The sequence below is a fragment of the Actinomycetospora rhizophila genome (genome assembly GCF_042657905.1).
Classification (GTDB): Bacteria; Actinomycetota; Actinomycetes; order Mycobacteriales; family Pseudonocardiaceae; genus Actinomycetospora; species Actinomycetospora rhizophila.
Genome location: NZ_JBHSKG010000006.1, coordinates 288,764 through 306,685, shown reverse-complemented (window position 1 = coordinate 306,685; position 17,922 = coordinate 288,764). Strand labels below are relative to the sequence as shown.

Genomic DNA, 17,922 nt, shown 5'->3' with positions numbered 1-17,922 from the left:
CGGCCATCGCGCTCCACTCCCGGTCCCGACCTGCAGTCGGGCCCGAGAATGAGATCTTGCTCCCTCACAGCGTTGCACCTACGAGGCGTGTCGCGAGCCCGGCGAACCTTCGTGGTCAACGCACTAGCTCACGGCGGGCGGCTGGAGGTCGGCCGTCGCCGCGGGCTCCTGCTCGTCGGGACGGGCCGGGGGTTCCTCGCCGCGCAGGACCGCGAGCTGCTCGGTGATCCGGCCCATGATCCGGTCGGTGGCCTCCTGCAGGGCCTTGCGGCCGATGCGGCACTCGCGGAGGTCGTCGAGGGCGACGGGCGGGCCGGCGAGCACCCGCAGGGTGGGCCGGGGGAAGAGCGTGGGGCGCGTCGCGGTGGGCGGCAACAGGTGGTTCGAGCCCCACTGGCCGACGGGGATCACCGGCGCGCCGGTCTCGAGCGCCATCCGCGCGACGCCGGTGCGCGCGGCGCGGGGCCAGCCGTCGGAGTGCTCGGCGAACCCGCCCTCCGGGTAGACGACGACGATCTCGCCGCGCTGGACCGCTTCGACCGCCGCGCGGTAGGCCTCGATCCCGGAGGCCTTGCGGTCGACCGGGATGTGCCGGCCCCCGCGCAGGGGCGCGCCGACCACCGTCTTGCCCCACAGTTCCTTCATCGCGAGGAAGCGGGGCACGCGGCCGTTCGCGAGCACGTAGGACACGAGGACGATCGGGTCGACGTGCGAGAGGTGGTTGACCGCGAGCAGCGCGCCGCCGCGGGTGGGCACCTGCTCGCCGCCGCGGAAGTCCCAGCGCGCGACGGCCATCAGCACCGGCCAGAGCAGGTCGATCGCGAACCCGTACCAGAAGCCGCGGTCGGTGCGCGGGTAGAGCACCCAGATCGCGAGCTTGCGCCAGAGCCGGATCGACCGCCCCGGACGCCGACGGTCGTGGGACTGGGAGATCCGCCGGAGTCGGTCCTGCCGCGCCATGCCCCGGATCATGTCTGGCCGGGGCGCGTCGTGCATGCGTAGAAGTGCTCGGCGCGTCAGTCGCGTCCGGCCTCGACGGTCTTCTGCGCGAGCAGGCCCGGGTTGGTGAACATGACCTCGTGGCTGCCGGGCAGCTGCACCAGGCGGTACATGCCCAGGCGGCTCGACATCCGCGGGTGCCACCCCCACTCGCCGGGCGGCAGGGCGATGTCCTCGGTCGCGTTGATGTACGAGCGCGGGATCTGGAGCTCGTAGAAGCGGGTGAGCGCGAGCTTGTCGCGGAAGGGCTGGGCCGGCTCGGGGGAGAGCAGCTCGTAGGTCGACTGCGCCAGCTCCAGCGGCGCGTCCTGGATGAACGCCTCCCGCCAGATCGGGAACGGCAGCATGATCGTGTCGTCGTCGGTCGACGCGGCCAGCTGGGCGAACAGCTCGCGGTAGTGCGGCGGGGTCTCGTCGTCGAGGCAGTTGCCCGGCGCGGGCACGAAGGCGTTCCAGAAGATGAGCCGCCGCAGCCGGTCGGGGATCTCCTCCGCGACGCGGGCGATCACGGTGCCGCCGAAGCTGTGCCCGAGCAGGACGACGTCGGAGAGGTCCTGCCCGACGATGTGGTCGACGATCGAGGCGACGCAGTCGTCGTGGTTCACGGCCTTGTCGACACCCTTGCCGTGCCCGGCGACCGTCGGCGTGTGGACGGTGCGGCCCTGCGCGCGGAGGGGTTCCGCCACCCCTTCCCACAGGTCGCCGGTGTGCCAGGAGCCGTGGACCAGGACGTACGTGCTCATCGGGGTGTCCTCCCGCGCGGTCGAGAGCCGGCTCCCGGCGCCGCGCCGGGAGTGGGACGAATCCTGGCGGGATGCGGCACGCCGCGGAAGTCCCGGCTAACCGATCCCGTAGCCGGGGCGGAGCAGGAGCTGGCCGCCGACGATCAGCGAGACGACGCCGATGAAGAGCCAGACGAGCGACCAGACGAACTTGGGGATGAAGGTCATCTCCGCCAGCCGAGTGGCGTCGCTGGAACCGCCCAGCACCCGGATGATCCGAAGGAGACCACCGAGCAGAAGCCACCACGCGATGCCGACCGCTACGGCTGCCTGGACCGAGGCCGAGCCTGCGAGGAGCGCCCAGGCGACCCCGATGGCGATCAGCGCCGGGATGAGGAACGCGAGTCCCTTGGTGGACAGAGCCACTGCGAGCACGGATAGGAAGACCGTCCCGAGCAGGACCGCCCACGGATTGCCGGCATCGATGAGAGCTGCGGCGCCCAAGCCCAGCAGGGGCGGAGCCGGGTAGCCGACGAAGGTCACGATGAGCCGTTGCAGCCAGTTGCCCGGGCTCACGGCCTCGGTCGCGCCATCGGCGTCGTCTTTCAGCTTCCAGGACTTGTTGCCACGAAGTGTTGCGAGGTTGGCGAACATGTGGCCCCCCTCGTGCGCCAGGGTGATCGGATATCGGGCCAGAACTGCCGAGAAGCACACGAGCAGAAACACGAGAAATCCCACGCCGAACGCGACCGGTTCCCCCACGATCGGGACGTCGTTGACTCCTAGACCAACCCCCAGGCCCCCCATGGTGTGAATGCCACCACGGTCCGTAGGCGGATCACCCGGTCGACACGCCGTCTACACCTGATCGCGACGAGGCGACTGTGACGGACGCGAACCGGTCGAACCGATCCGCGCTGCGGTCCGATGAACGCTGCGACACAGGCGGAGGGAGATCGGCGTGGGTGCAGGCGCAGCGCAGCGGGTGGCGGGGGCGGTCGGGGCGTTCCTCGACGGGCCGGTCCCGGTGCGCATCCGGGCGTGGGACGGCAGCGAGGCCGGGGCGGCCCCCGGGCCGGGCGTGCCGACGGTGGTGCTGCGCTCGCGGCGGGCGCTGCGTCGGCTGCTGTGGGAGCCGGGCGAGATGGGGCTCGCGCACGCGTACGTCTCGGGCGACCTGGACGTCGACGGCGACCTCGCCGAGGGCCTGTCGGCGATGTGGGTGCTGATCAACTCCGGGACGGTCACGAAGCGCCGGCCCGGCGCCCGCGAGCTGCCCGGTCTCGCCGTGACGGCCGCGCGCCTGGGACTGCTCAGGACCAAGCCCGCCCCGCCGCCCGAGGCCATCAGGGTCCGGGGCCGCCTGCACAGCCGCCGGCGCGACCGCGACGTCATCGCCCACCACTACGACGCCGGCAACGCCTTCTACTCGCTGCTGCTGGACGACTCGATGGCGTACTCGTCGGGCTACTGGACGGCGCCGGAGAACACCCTCGCCCAGGCCCAGCACGACAAGCTCGAGCTGATCTGCCGCAAGCTCGACCTCGCGCCGGGCCGCCGCCTGCTCGACATCGGCTGCGGCTGGGGCTCGCTCGCCGTCCATGCGGCCCGCGAGCACGGGGCGCAGGTGCGCGCGGTGACCATCTCCCGCGAGCAGCGCGACCAGGTCAACGCCCGGATCCGCGCCGAGGGCCTGGCCGGCAAGGTCCAGGTCGACCTGCTCGACTACCGCGACGTCGCCGAGAGGATCACCGCCACCGACGGCCCGTTCGACGCCGTGAGCGCGATCGAGATGGGCGAGCACGTCGGCGACGAGCACTACCCGACCTTCGCCGCGACGCTGCACGGCGCGCTGCGTCCCGGCGGGCGCGCGCTGGTGCAGCAGATGTCCCGCGGGGCCAACGCCCCGGGCGGCGGCGCGTTCATCGAGACCTACGTGACCCCCGACATGATCATGCGCCCCGTCGGCGACACCCTGACCTTCCTGCAGCACGCGGGGCTCGAGGTCCGCGACGTGCACGTCATGCGCGAGCACTACGTGCCCACCATCCGGGCCTGGCTCGCCACGCTCGAGGAGCGCTTCGACGAGGCCGTGTCGCTGCTCGGGGAGCGCGGGGCGCGCATGTGGCGGCTCTACCTCGCCGGCGGGGCGCTGGCGTTCGAGGAGAACCGCATGGGCGTCGACCAGATCCTCCTGGCCCGCCCCACCGACCGCGGCCGCAGCGGGATGCCCGCGACCCGCGACGACTGGTCGGTGTCCTCGCGCGCCGACGCTGGTATCCCGGAGTCGTGAGTCCAGCGTTCGACCTGGCCGCCTTCGGGCTGCTGCTCGTGGGCGCGGTGGCGACGGTGGTGGCGGCGTTCAGCGTGACGCTCGCCGTCGCCCGCGCCACCGGGCGCCACAGCGTCGTCGACGTGACCTGGGGCCTCGGCTTCGTGGCCGTCGCGGTCGTCGCCTACGTGATCTCCGGCGTCTTGGGGGTGGGCGACGCCGGCGTGCGCACCGTGGTGCTCGCGCTCGTCGCGGTGTGGGGACTGCGGCTCGCGATCTACATCGGCTGGCGCAACCACGGCAAGGGCGAGGACCCGCGCTACGCCGCGATGCTCGGCGACGACCACGCGCCCGGCGCGGTGACCTCCACCGTGCTGCGGCGGGTCTACCTGCCACAGGCGGGCGTCATGCTCGTCGTGTCGCTGCCCGTGCTCGCGGCGATGGTCCGGGCGTCGACGGTGCTGCCCGTGGTGATCGCCGGGGTGGTGCTGTGGCTGGTCGGGTTCGTCTTCGAGTCGGTCGGCGACGCGCAGCTCATGGCGTTCAAGGCGGATCCGGACAACCGGGGGAAGATCCTCGACACGGGTCTATGGCGCTACACCCGCCACCCGAACTACTTCGGCGACGCGTGCGTCTGGTGGGGGATCTTCGTCGTCGCGGCCGGGCACCCGGTCGCGCTGGTCACGGTCGTCGGGCCGCTGCTGATGACGTACCTGCTGGTGTCGGTGACGGGCAAGGAGCTCACCGAGAAGTCGATGTCGCAGCGGCCGGGGTACGACGAGTACGTCCGCCGCACCTCGGGGTTCCTGCCGCTGCCCCCGGGCTCGCGTCCGGCCCGCGCCACCTGAGCGGCGCGAGCCGGCCGCGAGCGGGGATCAGGCGCCCTGACGGGAGCGCAGCAGCTCGAGGGCGTCGTCGGCGTGCTGGTCGAACTTCATCTCCCCGCCGATGACGCCGAGCACGGTGCGGTCGGTGTCGATGACGAAGGTCCTGCGCTTGACCGGCAGCGCCGGCAGCCACGAGCGCTTCGCGCCGAACTGCTTGGCGACCGCGCCGTCGGGGTCGGAGAGCAGCGGGTAGTCGAACGAGTTCGCGCTCGAGAACGCGTGCTGCTTCTCGACGGAGTCGGCGCTGATGCCGACGCGCTGGGCGCCCACGGACGCGAACTCCCCGGCGAGGTCGCGGAAGTGGCAGCTCTCCTGGGTGCATCCGCCCGAGGAGGCCAAGGGGTAGAAGAACAGCACCACCGGTCCGTCGGCGAGGAGCGTGGACAGCGACCGGCGGGTGCCGGTGTCGTCGGCGAGCTCGAAGTCGGGGGCGGTGTCTCCGGCCTTCATGCGGTGTCGTCCTCCTGGTGTGCTGGGTCGATCCGCGTTCGCGCCCGGAGCGCGGGCGGTTCGGCGATGACGGCGTGGGGCCCGGGCTCCCGCGCCGGGACGGGCCGCCGGCCGCAGGATGGATCCGTGACCCTGCCGCGCCTCGACCGCGTCCGTCCCGCCACCCGGCGCCCGGTGACCGGCGCCGTGCTCGTGCTGCACGGCGGCCGCCCGGAGGGGCGCGATGCCGCGGACGGGCTGCGCCTGCCGTTCCTGCGCATGGTGCCGTTCGCCCGCAACCTCGCCGCCGCCGGCGCCCGCCGCGGCGTCGACGTCGGGCTGCTGCGCTACCGCTACCGGGGCTGGAACGCCCCCGACCTCGACCCCGTGCAGGACGCCCGCTGGGCGCTGCGCGACGTGCGGGCGCGCCTCGGCGACGTCCCGGTCGTGCTGGTGGGGCACTCCATGGGTGGGCGTGCGGCGCTGCGCGTCGGAGGCGACGACGGCGTGGTCGGGGTGGCCGCCCTCGCGCCGTGGCTCGAGCGCGGCGAGCCGTACGCCCAGCTCGCCGGGCAGACCGTGCTCATCGCCCACGGCGACCGCGAGCGGATGACCGACCCGCGGGCCTCGCTGCGGTTCGCCCAGCGCGTCGCGACGGTGTCCGACCGCGTGGCACGCTTCGACGTCCACGGCGACGGCCACGCCATGCTGCGCCGGGCCGGGGCGTGGCACGACCTCGTCACACACTTCGCCCTCGGGGCCCTCGGGCTCGAACCGTTCACCGAGGCCGTCGCGAAGGCCATGGCGGCCGGGGACCCCGAGGGGCTCGCGGTGCCGTTGGAGGATCCCTAGAGGAGTGGTCACGTGCGGGAACGGGTCGCGGTCGTCGGTGCGGGCGTGTCGGGGCTGACGGCGGCGTACCTGCTGCAACGGCGCCACGACGTCACCCTGTTCGAGGCCGACGCCCGGCTCGGCGGCCACGCGCACACCCACGACGTCGGCCCGCTCGCGGTCGACTCCGGGTTCATCGTCCACAACGACGTCACCTACCCGCACCTGCTGCGGCTGTTCGCCGAGCTCGGGGTCGCCACCCAGGACTCCGAGATGAGCATGAGCGTCCGCGACGAGGCCACCGGCCTGGAGTACGCCGGCGCCCGCGGGGTGCGCGGCCTGTTCGCGCAGCCCCGCAACCTCGCGAACCCCCGCTACGTGCGCATGCTGGCCGAGGTCCTGCGGTTCCACCGGGCCGCGCGCGCGGTCGTCGACGGGACCTCGCCGCTGGGCGAGGACGTCACGTTCGGCGAGTTCCTCGACGCCGGGGGCTATTCGCGCTTCTTCGTGGAGACCTTCGCGGTCCCGGTCGTGTCGGCGGTGTGGTCGTCGGGCCCGGAGCTCTCGCGGCAGTACCCCGCGCGCTACCTGTTCGCGTTCCTGGCCAACCACGGGATGCTCTCGGTGGGCGGCTCGCACCAGTGGCGCACGGTGGTCGGCGGCTCGCGCACCTACGTCGAACGGGCCGCGAAGGGGCTGACGGCGGTGGAGGTGTCGACGCCGGTGCGGGCGCTGGCGCGCTCCGGTGACGAGGTGGTCGTCCGCGACGACGCCGACGTCGAGCGCCGCTTCGACCGGGCCGTCGTGGCCGTGCACGCCCCGGACGCGCTGGCGCTGCTCGCCGCACCGACCCGCGAGCAGACCGACGTGCTCGGCGCCTTCCGCTACTCGCGCAACGAGACCTGGCTGCACACCGACACCTCGGTGCTCCCGCGCGCCGCCGGCGCCCGCGCGGCGTGGAACCTGCTGCGCGTGCCGGGGGAGGACCGCGTGCTCGTCAGCTACGACATGACCCGCCTGATGCACCTGCCCGGCCCCGACACCCACGTCGTCACCCTCAACGCCACCGACCGCGTCGACCCGTCGACGGTGATCGCGAAGATGGTCTACGAGCACCCGGCCTACACCCCCGCGTCGGTGGCCGCCCAGACCCGGTTGCCGGACCTGAACGACGACCGCCTCGCCTTCGCCGGCGCGTACCACGGCTGGGGCTTCCACGAGGACGGCTGCGCCTCCGGCGTCCGCGCCGCGGCGTCACTGGGCGTGACGTGGTGAGGCTGCGCGAGCGTCAGCGGAGTGCCGTCGCTGACGCTGAACGTCCGTATCGCCACGCGCTCGCCCCGGCGATCTACGAGGCGGAGGTGACGCACCGTCGCCACGAGCGCCTCGACGACGCGTTCACGCACCGCCTCTACCTGTGGCTCGTCGACCTCGACGACCTGCCGCGCCTGCCCGCGCCGCTGCGGCCGTTCGCGCGGTTCCGCGCCGCCGACCACATCGGCGACCCGCGGGCCTCGATCCGCGAGAACCTCGACGCGTTCCTCACCGCGCGGGGGATCGGGCGCCCGGCGCAGGTGCTCATGCTCGCCCACGCGCGCGTGCTCGGGTACGTGTTCAACCCGCTCACCCTGTACTGGTGCCGCGACGCGGCCGGCGCGCTCGTCGCCGTGGTCGCCGAGGTGCACAACACCTACGGCGGGCGTCACCACTACCTGCTCGAGGTGGACGACGAGGGCCGGGCGCGCGTCGACAAGGACTTCTACGTCTCGCCGTTCTTCGAAGTCGACGGCGAGTACCGGATGCGCGTCCCCGAGCCCGGGGAGACGCTCGCCGCGACCGTCGTCCTGCGCCGCGAGGGCGCCACGGCCTTCGTCGCGACGCTGCGCGGGCGCCGCCGGGACGCGACGCCGCGCACGCTCCTCGCGGCGCTGACGCGACATCCCGTGGTGACCGTGCGCGTCGCCGCCGCCATCCGGCACCGCGGGATCCGGCTCTGGGCCCGCGGCGTGCCCGTCGTCGCCCGTACCCCGGCCGACACCGACCGCGGGCTGGGCCAGCTGACCCGCTGACGGGCAGACTGGCCCTCCGTGACCGCCTCTCTCACCGTCCGCGTCGCCGAGGCCGCCGACGTCGACTCCCTGCTGGCCCTCGTCCACAGCGCCTACCGGGGACCGTCGGGCCGCGAGGGCTGGACCTCCGAGGCCGACCTCATCGACGGGCCCCGCACCACCCGCGAGCTGCTCGCCGCCGACGTCGCGGACCCCGCGATCACGGTGCTCGTGGCGGGCGACCTCGTCGGGTGCGCCGCGGTGACGCTCGCCGAGGGCGCCACCACGGCGTCGTTCGGCATGTTCGCGGTGCGCCCGAGCGGGCAGCGCGGCGGCGTCGGGTCGACGCTGCTGGACGCCGCCGAGGAGACCGCCCGCCAGCGTGGGGCGAGCACCCTGGAGATGTGCGTCATCGACCGGCGCACCGAGCTCATCGCCTGGTACGAGCGCCGGGGCTACGTGCGCACCGGCGAGTCCCGGCCCTTCCCGTACGGCGAGGAGGGCGTCGGGGTGCCGCGCGACGACGACTTCAGGTTCGCCGTGCTCGAGAAGGATCTGCGAGGCTGACACCGTGCCCGAGCTGACCCTCGCCCAGGACGCCGAGGCCGACGCGGTCCTGAGCGCCAACCCCCTGGCCCTGCTCATCGGCATGCTGCTCGACCAGCAGTTCCCGATGGAGCGCGCGTTCGCCTCGCCCGCCCTGCTCACCGAGCGCCTGGGCGGCCCGCTGACCGCCGCCGGCATCGCGCAGTACGACACCGAGGCGCTCGTCGCGGCGTTCACCGGCCCGCCGGCGCTGCACCGCTACCCGCGGTCGATGGCCGAGCGGGTGCAGGGGATGTGCCGCCAGCTGGTCGAGGACTGGGGCGGCGAGGCCGAGCGGCTGTGGGCCGACGCGTCGTCCGGGCGCGAGGTGCTCGCCAACCTGCAGTCGCTGCCCGGCTTCGGCAAGCAGAAGGCGCAGATCTTCACCGCGCTGCTGGGCAAGCAGTGCGGCGTGCGGCCCGAGGGCTGGCGCGAGGCCGCCGGCTCCTACGGCGACGAGGGCTCCCGGCGCTCGATCGCCGACGTCGTCGACCCGGTGACGCTCGGCGAGGTCCGCGACTTCAAGCAGGCCCAGAAGAAGGCTGCGAAGGCCGCCAAGGCCGAGAAGGCCGACGCCTCCTCCTGAGGACCGGGTCCCGGTGGCGCCGCCGCCCCCGGAGGTTCAAGGTGGTGTGCGAGGGCACCCGGTGGGGCGGCCGGTGCTCCGAGGAGGCGACACACGTGGTGAACCGACGTCAGGACGACGACGGACCGATCCTGATCACGCAGGCGGCGATCTCGTACGACGAGGAGTTCGCGGCCCGCAAGAAGCGCTACTCGCTGATCATGGCGTGCCGCATCCCGTGCCTCGTGCTCGCCGGCGTCGCGGGCATCGGGTTCAACCTGCCGTGGGTGGCGGTCGCGCTCATCGTGCTGTCGGTGCCGCTGCCGTGGGTCGCCGTGCTCATCGCCAACGACCGCCCGCCCAAGAAGGCCGAGAAGGCCAACCGCTACCGGCGCAGCCACCGCGAGCTGGACGCCGTGCCGGACGCGCAGATCATCGAGGCGGCCGAGGTGCTCGACCGCCGCGACCAGCGCACCGAGAGGCCGCGCCAGCCGCAGCAGGACGGCGCCGGGCACGAGCCGCCGCGCACCGTCGACGCCGAGGCCCCGCGCACCGGCAGCGAGGGCTAGACCGCCGCACCCGCGATACTCGCCCCACGGTCCTCGACCCGGGGGGAGCAGATGACGATCGCGTTCGCGCGTCTCGGACGCTGGTTCCTGGCCGGGGCGGTCCTGTGCCTCGTCGCGCTGGTCGCCCTGCTCGTCGTGCCGACGCTGCTGGCGGGCACCGCGCGGTGGGCGACCGCCCTGGCCCTGGGGATCGTCGGAGCCGTCCTGCTCGTGCAGGGCGTGGTGTGGACGACGCTGCAGCGCCGCTGGTTCGGCAGCCCCGCCGCCCTGCGGCGCACGGCGCGGCGCGGGACGCCCGCGCTGGCCCGCATCGTCGGCGTCACCAGCACCTCCAGCGCGATCGGCCACGAGGCCATCCCGGTGCTCGACCTGGACGTCAACGGCCGGGTGGTCCGCCGCCGGGTGCGGGTGCCGTCCGCCCACGCCGCCGACGTCCGCGTGGGGCGGATGCTGCCGGTCCGCGTCGACCCCGAGGGCTCGCCGGTGATCGTCGTCGAGTGGGACGCGGTGCGCTGATCAGGTGCCCTGCGAGTCCGCCCCGAGCGGCGCCGCGAGCCCCGGCAGCCGCGTGAGCCCGGGCAGCGGGCCGAGCGCGTCCGAGGGGTCGGCGGCCGGGAGGCGCCCCGGCCCGCCGGACGACGGCGGCTCGGGCCCGGGCGCGGGCGGGGCCGGGGCCGCCGGAACGTCCGCGCCGGCCAGGCGGGCGGTGGGCGCGGCGGGCCCCGGGCCGTGGTGCCCGCCGCCGCGGTGCGCGCGGTGGCCGCCGACGGCGGCGCCGGCCGGCGCCCGGTGGGCGTCCGCGTGCGTCGCGAACGCGTGGGCGAACGTCTGCGAGCGCGGCACGCGGTCGGCCGACGCGGTGGAGCCCGACGCGATCCCGTCCTGCTCGGGGCCCTGGACGCAGCGGCGCGCGGCGTTGATGCACTCGACGCCCTCCTGGGCGCGGCGCTCCGAGGAGAGGTACTCGAGCAGGGCGTGGTCGGTGATCGGGTCGTGCTGCTGCTCGGGGAAGCTGTCGATCGCGAACTGGCGGTCCGGCGGCGGGTCGTCGTAGCTCACCGTGATGCGCAGCGCCGGGACCGGGACGAGGTCGTCGTCGCACTCGCCGTTCTCGTCGGGGTAGACGATGTGGGTGGTGTGGTCCTCGGAGTCGATGTCCTGGCCGTTCCAACAGCTCGGGAAGTCGTAGATCCGCTGCAGCGACGACCCCTGGGGGCACATCGGGTAGAGGTCGGTCAGCCGCCCGCCCGCCCCGGTGCAGGTGTACTTGGCGTTGGCGCCCTCGCCGTCGTTGGTGCCCGCCTTGGCCGACCCGGTGACCAGCGCGATGTTCAGCGGCAGCGCCTCGGCACGCCGGCTGCCGTGACCGTGGAAGGTGAAGTCGACCGCCGTGGGCTCCACGATCGAGCCCACGTTGCCGTCGAGGCTGCCGCCGTCGACGCCCACGTCGGGGCCCGGGGCGCGCAGGTCGCGCAGCACCGGCCAGAAGATGGGGGAGCGGTCGCCGTTCGAGCAGGTGGTCGCGGTCTCCTCGAGGACCTCGCGCTCGGAGGCGAAGTTGGTGCCCTCGTTGCCGGCGTAGTCGTGCACGTGCTGGGCGCCGTTCCGCTTCCCGGGCGTGATCAGGTAGTTGTCGGAGTTCTTGTGGTCGCTGACCGCGCACCGGATGGTGTAGCTGCCGCCCGAGAAGGCCCCGCCCTCGCCCGAGAACGCCCCGCGCTGCACCCGCTGGATCTCGACGTACTCGTTGGCCGCGGCACGCCCGATCTGGTCGCGCCCCGGGAACTCCTCGTCGTCCTCCTGGCCGCCGCCCTGGTCCTGATCCTCCTGATCCTCCTGCTCCTCCTCGTCTCCCTGGCCTCCGCCGTCCTGGTCCCCGCCGTCCTCGTCCCCGCCCTCGCCCGACTCCTCGTCGTCGGCGACCGACACCAGCCCGCCGTGCGACACCACCGGCGTACCGCCCCCGCCGACGGCCACCCCGACGACCAGCACGGCGACCGCGACGAGACCCAGCAGCATCACCGGGACCCGTCGCGGACCGGCGCGGCGCCGGTCGAGCGCGGCCCAGGGGCTCTCGGCCGGCGGCGCCGACGACGGGCGCGCGCCGCCGCGCCGCGCCGTCCCGCGGCCCCGCCCCGACCCCCACGCCGACCCGCTCATCGTCCTCCGCTCGTCCGGCTCCGCTCGTCCGGTCCTGCCCCCGCGTCGCGGACGCTAGCCACGCGTCACCGACGCCGGGTGCGCTTTCGCGGAACTGCCCGCGCCCGCGGCCGGAGCACCCGGGCGGGCGCCGAGCCACGGGTCGGCGCCGTCGCGCGGGACCGCGTGCGACCACGGTCCGGTCACCCGCACGGGCCCCGACACCGGCCCCCGGGGGCGCGGTCCCGTGGCTCGGGGCGGCCCCGGGCGGGTGGCGGGAGCCCCCGGCACGGGGATCGGGTGGGAGGGCGTGCCGACCACCCGGACCGGCCCGGAACCGGGACCCGTGGTCGGCGGCCCCGAGGGCGGGCGGGTCGACCGGCCGGCCCGTCGGGGGGCCGGGCGCTCGACCCGGATCTCGGTGATCTCGCCGGGCGTCTCGGGGACCGCGGTGCGCGTCGGGGCGGCCACGAGGGCCGGCGGCCCCCAGCCACGGTCCTCCCCGCCGTCGCCCACCCCGCGAGCCACCCGGGGCGCGGCCGGCACCGCCGGCACCGGCAGCCCCGCCCACGGCCGGTCGAGCAGCGGCGGCCAGGGCCAGCGCTCCTCGAGCCCGCGGCAGCGGGCGCAGCCCAGCCCGAGCACCAGCCCGAACACGAGGTGGCCCAGCAGGGAGAGCGTCACGGTGGTGACCGTCAGCGGGAACATCAGCCGCTCGCCCCGGGGCGCGACGGCGACCGTGGCGATCAGCCCCGTCCACACGGGGAACACCGCGAACACCACGGCCGCGGCGACCGTGGCGCGCTCGCCCCAGCGGCGCAGCCCGGTGGCCGCGACCAGCACGAAGAACACGACACCGATGCCGCCGCCGTCGCCCACGTAGCGCCACAGGTAGCCGACGATCGCGCCGACGGCGGTGGCCCCGCCCTCGACGCCGAGGATCCAGGTGCCGACCGTGGGGATGAAGTCGCCCCACCACCCCAGCAGGTACACGGTGTCGAGCCGCACGGCGTCGTAGACCAGCGTCGCGATGACGCCCCAGACCGCGCCCATCAGCACGATCCGGTCCTCGCCGACCGGGGCGAACACGCACAGCAGCAGCACCGCGAGCGTCAGCGGCACCACGACCAGCCCGGCCGTGACGTTCATCGGCGCCAGGCCGAACACGTGGGCGGAGATCGCGAGCAGCGGCAGCGCGGCGAGCAGGAGGTGCAGCCCCAGCCGGCCGAGGCGGGCCCGGTGCTCGTCGACGAAGGCGAGCACGTCGCGTCGGAGCGATCCCGGGTCGCCGGGCAGCTCCTCGGGGAGCGCGGCGCGCCCACGGGCGCGGGCCGGATGGGTCACGAGGTCTCCTCCACGCCGCCGGACCGGGACTGCGGTCACCGTGACAGCCGCGGCGAGGGCGTGGGTGCCGTTTCGCGGGATTGCCCGGGCACCCGGGGACGACGGCGCGGGCCCGCCCGGCGTGGGTCCCGTGTCGGGGTCGTGGGGCATCATGGGGGCATGAGCCAGACCGCGGTGCTTCCCGACACCCGCCCGCAGGGGACCGACCGCACGGGCGACGACGACCCGAAGATGTTCCACTACGTCCGGAAGAACAAGGTGGCCGAGTCGGCGGTCACCGGTTCGATGGTGGTGGCGCTCTGCGGCGAGACCTTCCCGGTCACCCGCTCGCCCAAGCCCGGTTCTCCGGTCTGCCCGAAGTGCAAGGAGATCTTCAACAAGATGCCCCGCGGCGGTGACGACGGGGAGTAGGCCCGCTCCGGCAGGTACCCGTCCGATCTCGCCCCGGAGGGCCCTTGACCCGCGCGACCGGTAGCCCGACCAGCACCGATCCCTCGGGAGCACGACCGCTGCGACAGTGGCAGCGGCGCGCCCTGACCCGCTACCTCAGCGATCGGCCCCGCGACTTCCTGGCCGTCGCGACGCCCGGCGCCGGCAAGACGACGTTCGCGCTGCGGGCGGCCACCGAGCTCCTGGGCGACCGCACGGTCGACACGGTGACGATCGTGTGCCCCACCGAGCACCTCAAGCACCAGTGGGCCGAGGCGGCCCGGGGCGCGGGCCTCGCGATCGACCCCGAGTTCTCCAACAGCGTCGGGCGCACCTCGACCGACTTCCAGGGCGTCGCCGTCACCTACGCGCAGGTCGCCGCCCACCCGGTGCTGCACATGAACCGCACCGAGGGCCGCCGGACCCTGGTGATCTTCGACGAGATCCACCACGCCGGCGACGCCAAGTCGTGGGGCGAGGCGACGCGCGAGGCGTTCGCCGGCGCCACCCGCCGGCTGGCGCTCACGGGGACGCCCTTCCGGTCCGACGACAGCCCGATCCCGTTCATCACCTACGAGCCGGACTCCGTGGGCGTCCTGCGCTCGCGCCCGGACCACTCGTACGGCTACGCCGACGCGCTGGCCGACGGGGTCGTGCGCCCCGTGGTGTTCCTGGCCTACTCGGGGCAGGCGAGCTGGCGCACCAGCGCGGGCGAGGAGATGACCGCCCGCCTGGGGGAGCCCCTCACCGCCGAGCAGAACTCGCGGGCCTGGAAGACCGCGCTCGACCCCAAGGGCGAGTGGATGCCGGCGGTCCTGCAGGCCGCGGACACCCGCCTGACCCAGCTGCGCCAGGGCGGCGTGCCCGACGCGGGCGGACTGGTCATCGCCACCGACCACACGACGGCCAAGGCCTACGCGGCGCTGCTGCGCCGCATCGCCGGCGAGGAGCCGGTGGTCGTGCTCTCCGACGACCCCAAGGCGTCCGGACGCATCGCCGAGTTCTCCCGCACGAACGACCGCTGGCTGGTCGCCGTGCGCATGGTCTCCGAGGGCGTCGACGTGCCCCGCCTCGCCGTCGGCGTCTACGCCACCAGCGCGTCCACGCCGCTGTTCTTCGCCCAGGCCGTCGGGCGCTTCGTGCGCTCGCGGCGCCCGGGCGAGACCGCCAGCGTGTTCCTGCCCAGCGTGCCGTCGCTGCTGACGCTCGCCAGCGAGCTCGAGGTCCAGCGCGACCACGTGCTCGGCGAGCCGCACCGCCCGAAGGAGGGCTGGGAGGACGACCTCCTCGAGGCGGCCAACCGCACCGAGGACGAGCCGGGCGAGCAGGAGAAGGCCTTCGAGGCCCTCTCGGCGGAGGCCGAGCTCGACCAGCTGATCTACGACGGGTCCTCGTTCGGCACGGCCGCGGGCGCCGGGAGCGCCGAGGAGCAGGACTATCTCGGGCTCCCCGGACTCCTCGAGCCCGACCAGGTGCGCGCCCTGCTGCGCCGGCGTCAGAGCGAGCAGCTCGACGGGCAGGCGGCCCGCGAGGCGGCGGCACCGGCCCCGGTGACGACGGCCGAGCAGCCGGCGCCCACCCGCGAGTTCCGCCGCGACGTCGGGGTGGCCGAGCGGCTCAAGGATCTGCGGCGCGAGCTCAACGCGCTCGTCGCGGCGCAGCACCACCGCACCGGCAAGCCCCACGGCCAGATCCACGGGGATCTCCGCAAGTACTGCGGCGGACCGGCCACGCCGATGGCCTCGCTCGAGCAGATCGAGGAGCGGATCGCGACGCTGCGGTCCTGGCGCTGAATCGTCCACGCTGCGTGTCCAAGCAGTGACGTGTGGTGCACATCACACACCGTGGTGATCAAACCGTGTCGCCGCCGTCGCCGTCCGACACGACGACGACACAGCGTTCACCCTGCCGTCACGATCGAGTGATCGGCGGGGGCCGCCGGCGGGCTCCGTCACCGGACGAAGTCGCTGGACCGGATGCGCAGCCGCAGTGGTCCGGAGGCGGACGGGACGTGATCGGCGGCGCGATGAGGACATCCGGACAGATCGGACAACGGGTCGGGGCCGGGCGAGGTCGCCGTGATCGCCGGACGCGACGCCGGGGATCCGGTCCGCACACGACGACGGGCGGGGACCCTGGGGTCCCCGCCCGTCGCGGTGTTGGTCTCGGTCGCGCTGTTGTCGAAGAAGCTGCTGGTCAGGTGGCTGTCATGCGGTCTCTCCGGCCTGCATGTCCACCGACAGCTCCTTCAGCTTGGCCTCGTGGGCCCGGGCGTGGTGCCCGCAGAAGAGGAGTTCTCCACCGGAGGGCAGTACGGCGCGCACCTTTGCCGCTGCACCGCAGCGATCGCAGCGGTCCGAGGCGGTGAGTTCTGGCCGGGTCAGGGTGCCGGGCATCGTCATCTCCCTCCGTCGAGGCTTCGGAGCGGAGTCCGAGCCCGCGAGCTCCGGTCGAGCGACCGTCGCTTCTCCACTGTGTCAGACGCTGCGCGCGACCGCTCGTGTTCACGCGCCGCTTTGTCGTCCGTCACGTACCGCTCATCGTCGGTGAGAGACCGCCCGTTCCTGGGTAGGGGCGGGGACCACCCGATCGGGAGTCGATCTCGAGCGACGAGTGGTGGGCGCCCCCGCGCGCGCCGCGCCACGGCGGCCGGTCACGCCCGGACGTCACCGCCGGGCCGGCGTTGCCCACTAGCCTGTGCGCCACCATGCGGCCGGGTGGAGGGGAGGCTTCGGTGGGCGACTCCGGGGTGGGCGAGCGCGCGGCGGGGCTCGTCGAGCAGTTGCGCGAGCGGGGCGTCGCGGGCGTCACCGTCGTCTGGGCGGACAACAACGGCATCCCGCGCTCGCGCACCGTGCCGGTGGGCTCGCTGCCCGAGGTGGCCGAGACCGGGATCGGCGTCAGCACCGTCTTCTCGATCTTCGACACCAACGACGGCATCCAGTACGGGGCGCCGGGGCGCGAGACGCCGTCGGGCGACGTGCGCCTCGTGCCCGACCTCGACCGCCTCACGCCGCTCGCCGGCCAGCCGGGGCTCGCGTGGGCGCCGGGCACGCAGGTGACCGTCGACGGGTCGCCGTGGCCGTGGGACCAGCGCTCGCTGCTCGCGGCGACCGTCGACGCGCTCGCCGAGCGGGGCTATTCGGCGCTGGTGGGCTACGAGCTGGAGTTCGCGGTCTCGCTGCCCGACGAGGACGGGGCGGTCGTCCCGGCCTACGACAGCCCCGCGTACAGCCCGCACGCCCTGCTCGAGATCGACGCCTTCGTCGTCGACGTGCTGCGCGACGCGGAGGCGAACGGGCTGCGCATCGGCCAGCTGCACGCCGAGTACGGGCCCGGCCAGGTCGAGCTCTCGCTGGGCGCCGCCGACCCTCTGAGGGCCGCCGACGAGCAGCTCCTGGCCCGCCAGACGGTGCTCGCCGCCGCGGCGCGCCACGGCGTGCGGGTGAGCTTCGCGCCGCTGCCCTCGGTGAACCTGGCGGGCAACGGCTGGCACGCGCACACCTCGCTGTGGCGTGACGGGGTCAACCTGCTCGCCGGGGGCGAGCAGGGACCGGGGACGGCGGGCCGCGGGTACGTGGCGGGCCTCCTGCGCGACCTGCCGGCCCTCGCGGCGATCACGGCACCGTCGATCGGGTCGATGGCCCGGCTGCGGCCCGGCTTCTTCGCGGGCGCCTACGGGTTCTGGGGGATCGAGAACCGCGAGGCCCCGGTCCGCTACGTCGCGGGGTCCGCGCTGCTCGGGGAGGACCACGCCAACGTCGAGCTCAAGGTCTCCGACGCCTCGGCCAACCCCTACCTCGCGCTGAGCGCGATCCTGACCGCCGGCGTCGCGGGCGTCGAGGAGGGCCTCGTGCCGCCCGCCCCGATCGACTCCGATCCCGGGACCTGGGAGGAGCAGGAGCGCGCGGCCGCGGACGTCACCCTGCTGCCGACCACGCAGGCCGACCAGGAGGCGGCGCTGCTGGCCTGCCCGCGCCTCACCGAGCTGCTGGGCCCCGAGCGGCTCGGCGCCTTCCTCGCGGTGCGCCGTTCCGACGCCGCGTTCGCCGCCGACCGGGCGACCGAGGACGTGCTCGCGGCCTGGCGCTGGCGCTACTAGC

General features: G+C 74.4%; 19 protein-coding genes. 12 read left to right on the top strand and 7 right to left on the bottom strand.

Annotated features, from left to right (window positions below):
- Window positions 1-123: 123 nt before the first annotated feature.
- From ACFPK1_RS14535 to ACFPK1_RS14525, 3 genes are all read right to left on the bottom strand, one after another.
- Window positions 124-960, bottom strand: a complete 837-nt coding sequence (locus ACFPK1_RS14535; protein ID WP_378021642.1) for a lysophospholipid acyltransferase family protein — start codon at window positions 958-960, stop codon at window positions 124-126.
- A gap of 56 nt (window positions 961-1,016) precedes the next feature.
- Entirely contained in the window at window positions 1,017-1,742 is a 726-nt protein-coding gene (locus ACFPK1_RS14530) for an alpha/beta fold hydrolase (RefSeq protein ID WP_378021641.1), read from the bottom strand.
- A 96-nt stretch (window positions 1,743-1,838) separates the two neighbouring features.
- Complete coding sequence (locus ACFPK1_RS14525) at window positions 1,839-2,483, bottom strand: M50 family metallopeptidase (RefSeq protein WP_378021640.1); 645 nt, start codon at window positions 2,481-2,483, stop codon at window positions 1,839-1,841.
- 199 nt (window positions 2,484-2,682) lie between these two features.
- Here ACFPK1_RS14525 and ACFPK1_RS14520 point away from each other — a divergent pair, with 199 nt between their 5' ends.
- Entirely contained in the window at window positions 2,683-4,014 is a 1,332-nt protein-coding gene (locus ACFPK1_RS14520) for a class I SAM-dependent methyltransferase (RefSeq protein ID WP_378021639.1), read from the top strand.
- Window positions 4,011-4,841: a DUF1295 domain-containing protein gene (locus tag ACFPK1_RS14515; protein WP_378021638.1), complete on the top strand. Its 831-nt coding sequence runs from the start codon at window positions 4,011-4,013 to the stop codon at window positions 4,839-4,841. Before ACFPK1_RS14520 ends, ACFPK1_RS14515 begins: the two co-directional genes overlap by 4 nt.
- 27 nt (window positions 4,842-4,868) lie before the next feature.
- Here the strand turns inward: ACFPK1_RS14515 and ACFPK1_RS14510 are convergent, their stop codons facing one another.
- On the bottom strand, window positions 4,869-5,330 hold the full coding sequence (locus ACFPK1_RS14510) for a peroxiredoxin (protein ID WP_378021637.1): 462 nt from the start codon (window positions 5,328-5,330) through the stop codon (window positions 4,869-4,871).
- A gap of 126 nt (window positions 5,331-5,456) precedes the next feature.
- On the opposite strand from ACFPK1_RS14510, the gene ACFPK1_RS14505 reads away from it, so the two are divergent.
- From ACFPK1_RS14505 to ACFPK1_RS14475, 7 genes are all read left to right on the top strand, one after another.
- A complete protein-coding gene (locus tag ACFPK1_RS14505; protein ID WP_378021636.1) occupies window positions 5,457-6,161 on the top strand; it encodes an alpha/beta hydrolase in 705 nt (234 codons plus the stop codon).
- A 12-nt stretch (window positions 6,162-6,173) separates the two neighbouring features.
- Window positions 6,174-7,415 (top strand): NAD(P)/FAD-dependent oxidoreductase, encoded by a 1,242-nt coding sequence (locus ACFPK1_RS14500; RefSeq protein ID WP_378021635.1) that lies wholly within the window; start codon window positions 6,174-6,176, stop codon window positions 7,413-7,415.
- An 86-nt stretch (window positions 7,416-7,501) separates the two neighbouring features.
- The gene (locus ACFPK1_RS14495; RefSeq protein ID WP_378021634.1) at window positions 7,502-8,209 is read left to right on the top strand and encodes a DUF1365 domain-containing protein; all 708 of its coding nucleotides are present in this window, start codon (window positions 7,502-7,504) and stop codon (window positions 8,207-8,209) included.
- A gap of 18 nt (window positions 8,210-8,227) precedes the next feature.
- Window positions 8,228-8,755 (top strand): GNAT family N-acetyltransferase, encoded by a 528-nt coding sequence (locus tag ACFPK1_RS14490; protein ID WP_378021633.1) that lies wholly within the window; start codon window positions 8,228-8,230, stop codon window positions 8,753-8,755.
- Window positions 8,756-8,759: 4 nt separating this feature from the next.
- Window positions 8,760-9,359 (top strand): HhH-GPD-type base excision DNA repair protein, encoded by a 600-nt coding sequence (locus ACFPK1_RS14485; RefSeq protein ID WP_378021632.1) that lies wholly within the window; start codon window positions 8,760-8,762, stop codon window positions 9,357-9,359.
- A gap of 95 nt (window positions 9,360-9,454) precedes the next feature.
- Window positions 9,455-9,907, top strand: a complete 453-nt coding sequence (locus tag ACFPK1_RS14480) for a DUF3099 domain-containing protein (protein ID WP_378021631.1) — start codon at window positions 9,455-9,457, stop codon at window positions 9,905-9,907.
- A 51-nt stretch (window positions 9,908-9,958) separates the two neighbouring features.
- Entirely contained in the window at window positions 9,959-10,423 is a 465-nt protein-coding gene (locus ACFPK1_RS14475; RefSeq protein WP_378021630.1) for a hypothetical protein, read from the top strand.
- Here ACFPK1_RS14475 and ACFPK1_RS14470 read toward each other — a convergent pair whose 3' ends face one another.
- Together ACFPK1_RS14470 and ACFPK1_RS14465 are read right to left on the bottom strand one after the other, a co-directional pair.
- Window positions 10,424-12,067: a DUF1996 domain-containing protein gene (locus ACFPK1_RS14470; protein WP_378021629.1), complete on the bottom strand. Its 1,644-nt coding sequence runs from the start codon at window positions 12,065-12,067 to the stop codon at window positions 10,424-10,426.
- Window positions 12,068-12,121: 54 nt separating this feature from the next.
- On the bottom strand, window positions 12,122-13,390 hold the full coding sequence (locus ACFPK1_RS14465) for a hypothetical protein (protein ID WP_378021628.1): 1,269 nt from the start codon (window positions 13,388-13,390) through the stop codon (window positions 12,122-12,124).
- Between the two features lie 159 nt (window positions 13,391-13,549).
- On the opposite strand from ACFPK1_RS14465, the gene ACFPK1_RS14460 reads away from it, so the two are divergent.
- The gene (locus tag ACFPK1_RS14460) at window positions 13,550-13,801 is read left to right on the top strand and encodes a DUF3039 domain-containing protein (RefSeq protein WP_274278937.1); all 252 of its coding nucleotides are present in this window, start codon (window positions 13,550-13,552) and stop codon (window positions 13,799-13,801) included.
- A 44-nt stretch (window positions 13,802-13,845) separates the two neighbouring features.
- A complete protein-coding gene (locus tag ACFPK1_RS14455) occupies window positions 13,846-15,612 on the top strand; it encodes a DEAD/DEAH box helicase (RefSeq protein ID WP_378021627.1) in 1,767 nt (588 codons plus the stop codon).
- Between the two features lie 414 nt (window positions 15,613-16,026).
- Here ACFPK1_RS14455 and ACFPK1_RS14450 read toward each other — a convergent pair whose 3' ends face one another.
- The gene (locus tag ACFPK1_RS14450; protein WP_285649860.1) at window positions 16,027-16,221 is read right to left on the bottom strand and encodes a DUF7455 domain-containing protein; all 195 of its coding nucleotides are present in this window, start codon (window positions 16,219-16,221) and stop codon (window positions 16,027-16,029) included.
- Between the two features lie 332 nt (window positions 16,222-16,553).
- Here ACFPK1_RS14450 and ACFPK1_RS14445 point away from each other — a divergent pair, with 332 nt between their 5' ends.
- The gene (locus tag ACFPK1_RS14445; protein WP_378021626.1) at window positions 16,554-17,921 is read left to right on the top strand and encodes a type I glutamate--ammonia ligase; all 1,368 of its coding nucleotides are present in this window, start codon (window positions 16,554-16,556) and stop codon (window positions 17,919-17,921) included.
- The last annotated feature ends 1 nt before the right edge of the window (window position 17,922 follow it).

Coding starts and splice junctions, on each gene's coding strand:
- ACFPK1_RS14470 (WP_378021629.1), bottom strand. CDS start 12,067: ATGAGCGGGTCGGCGTGGGGGTCGGGGCGGGGCCGCGGGACGGCGCGG.
- ACFPK1_RS14450 (WP_285649860.1), bottom strand. CDS start 16,221: ATGACGATGCCCGGCACCCTGACCCGGCCAGAACTCACCGCCTCGGAC.
- ACFPK1_RS14460 (WP_274278937.1), top strand. CDS start 13,550: ATGAGCCAGACCGCGGTGCTTCCCGACACCCGCCCGCAGGGGACCGAC.
- ACFPK1_RS14475 (WP_378021630.1), top strand. CDS start 9,959: ATGACGATCGCGTTCGCGCGTCTCGGACGCTGGTTCCTGGCCGGGGCG.
- ACFPK1_RS14535 (WP_378021642.1), bottom strand. CDS start 960: ATGGCGCGGCAGGACCGACTCCGGCGGATCTCCCAGTCCCACGACCGT.
- ACFPK1_RS14510 (WP_378021637.1), bottom strand. CDS start 5,330: ATGAAGGCCGGAGACACCGCCCCCGACTTCGAGCTCGCCGACGACACC.
- ACFPK1_RS14530 (WP_378021641.1), bottom strand. CDS start 1,742: ATGAGCACGTACGTCCTGGTCCACGGCTCCTGGCACACCGGCGACCTG.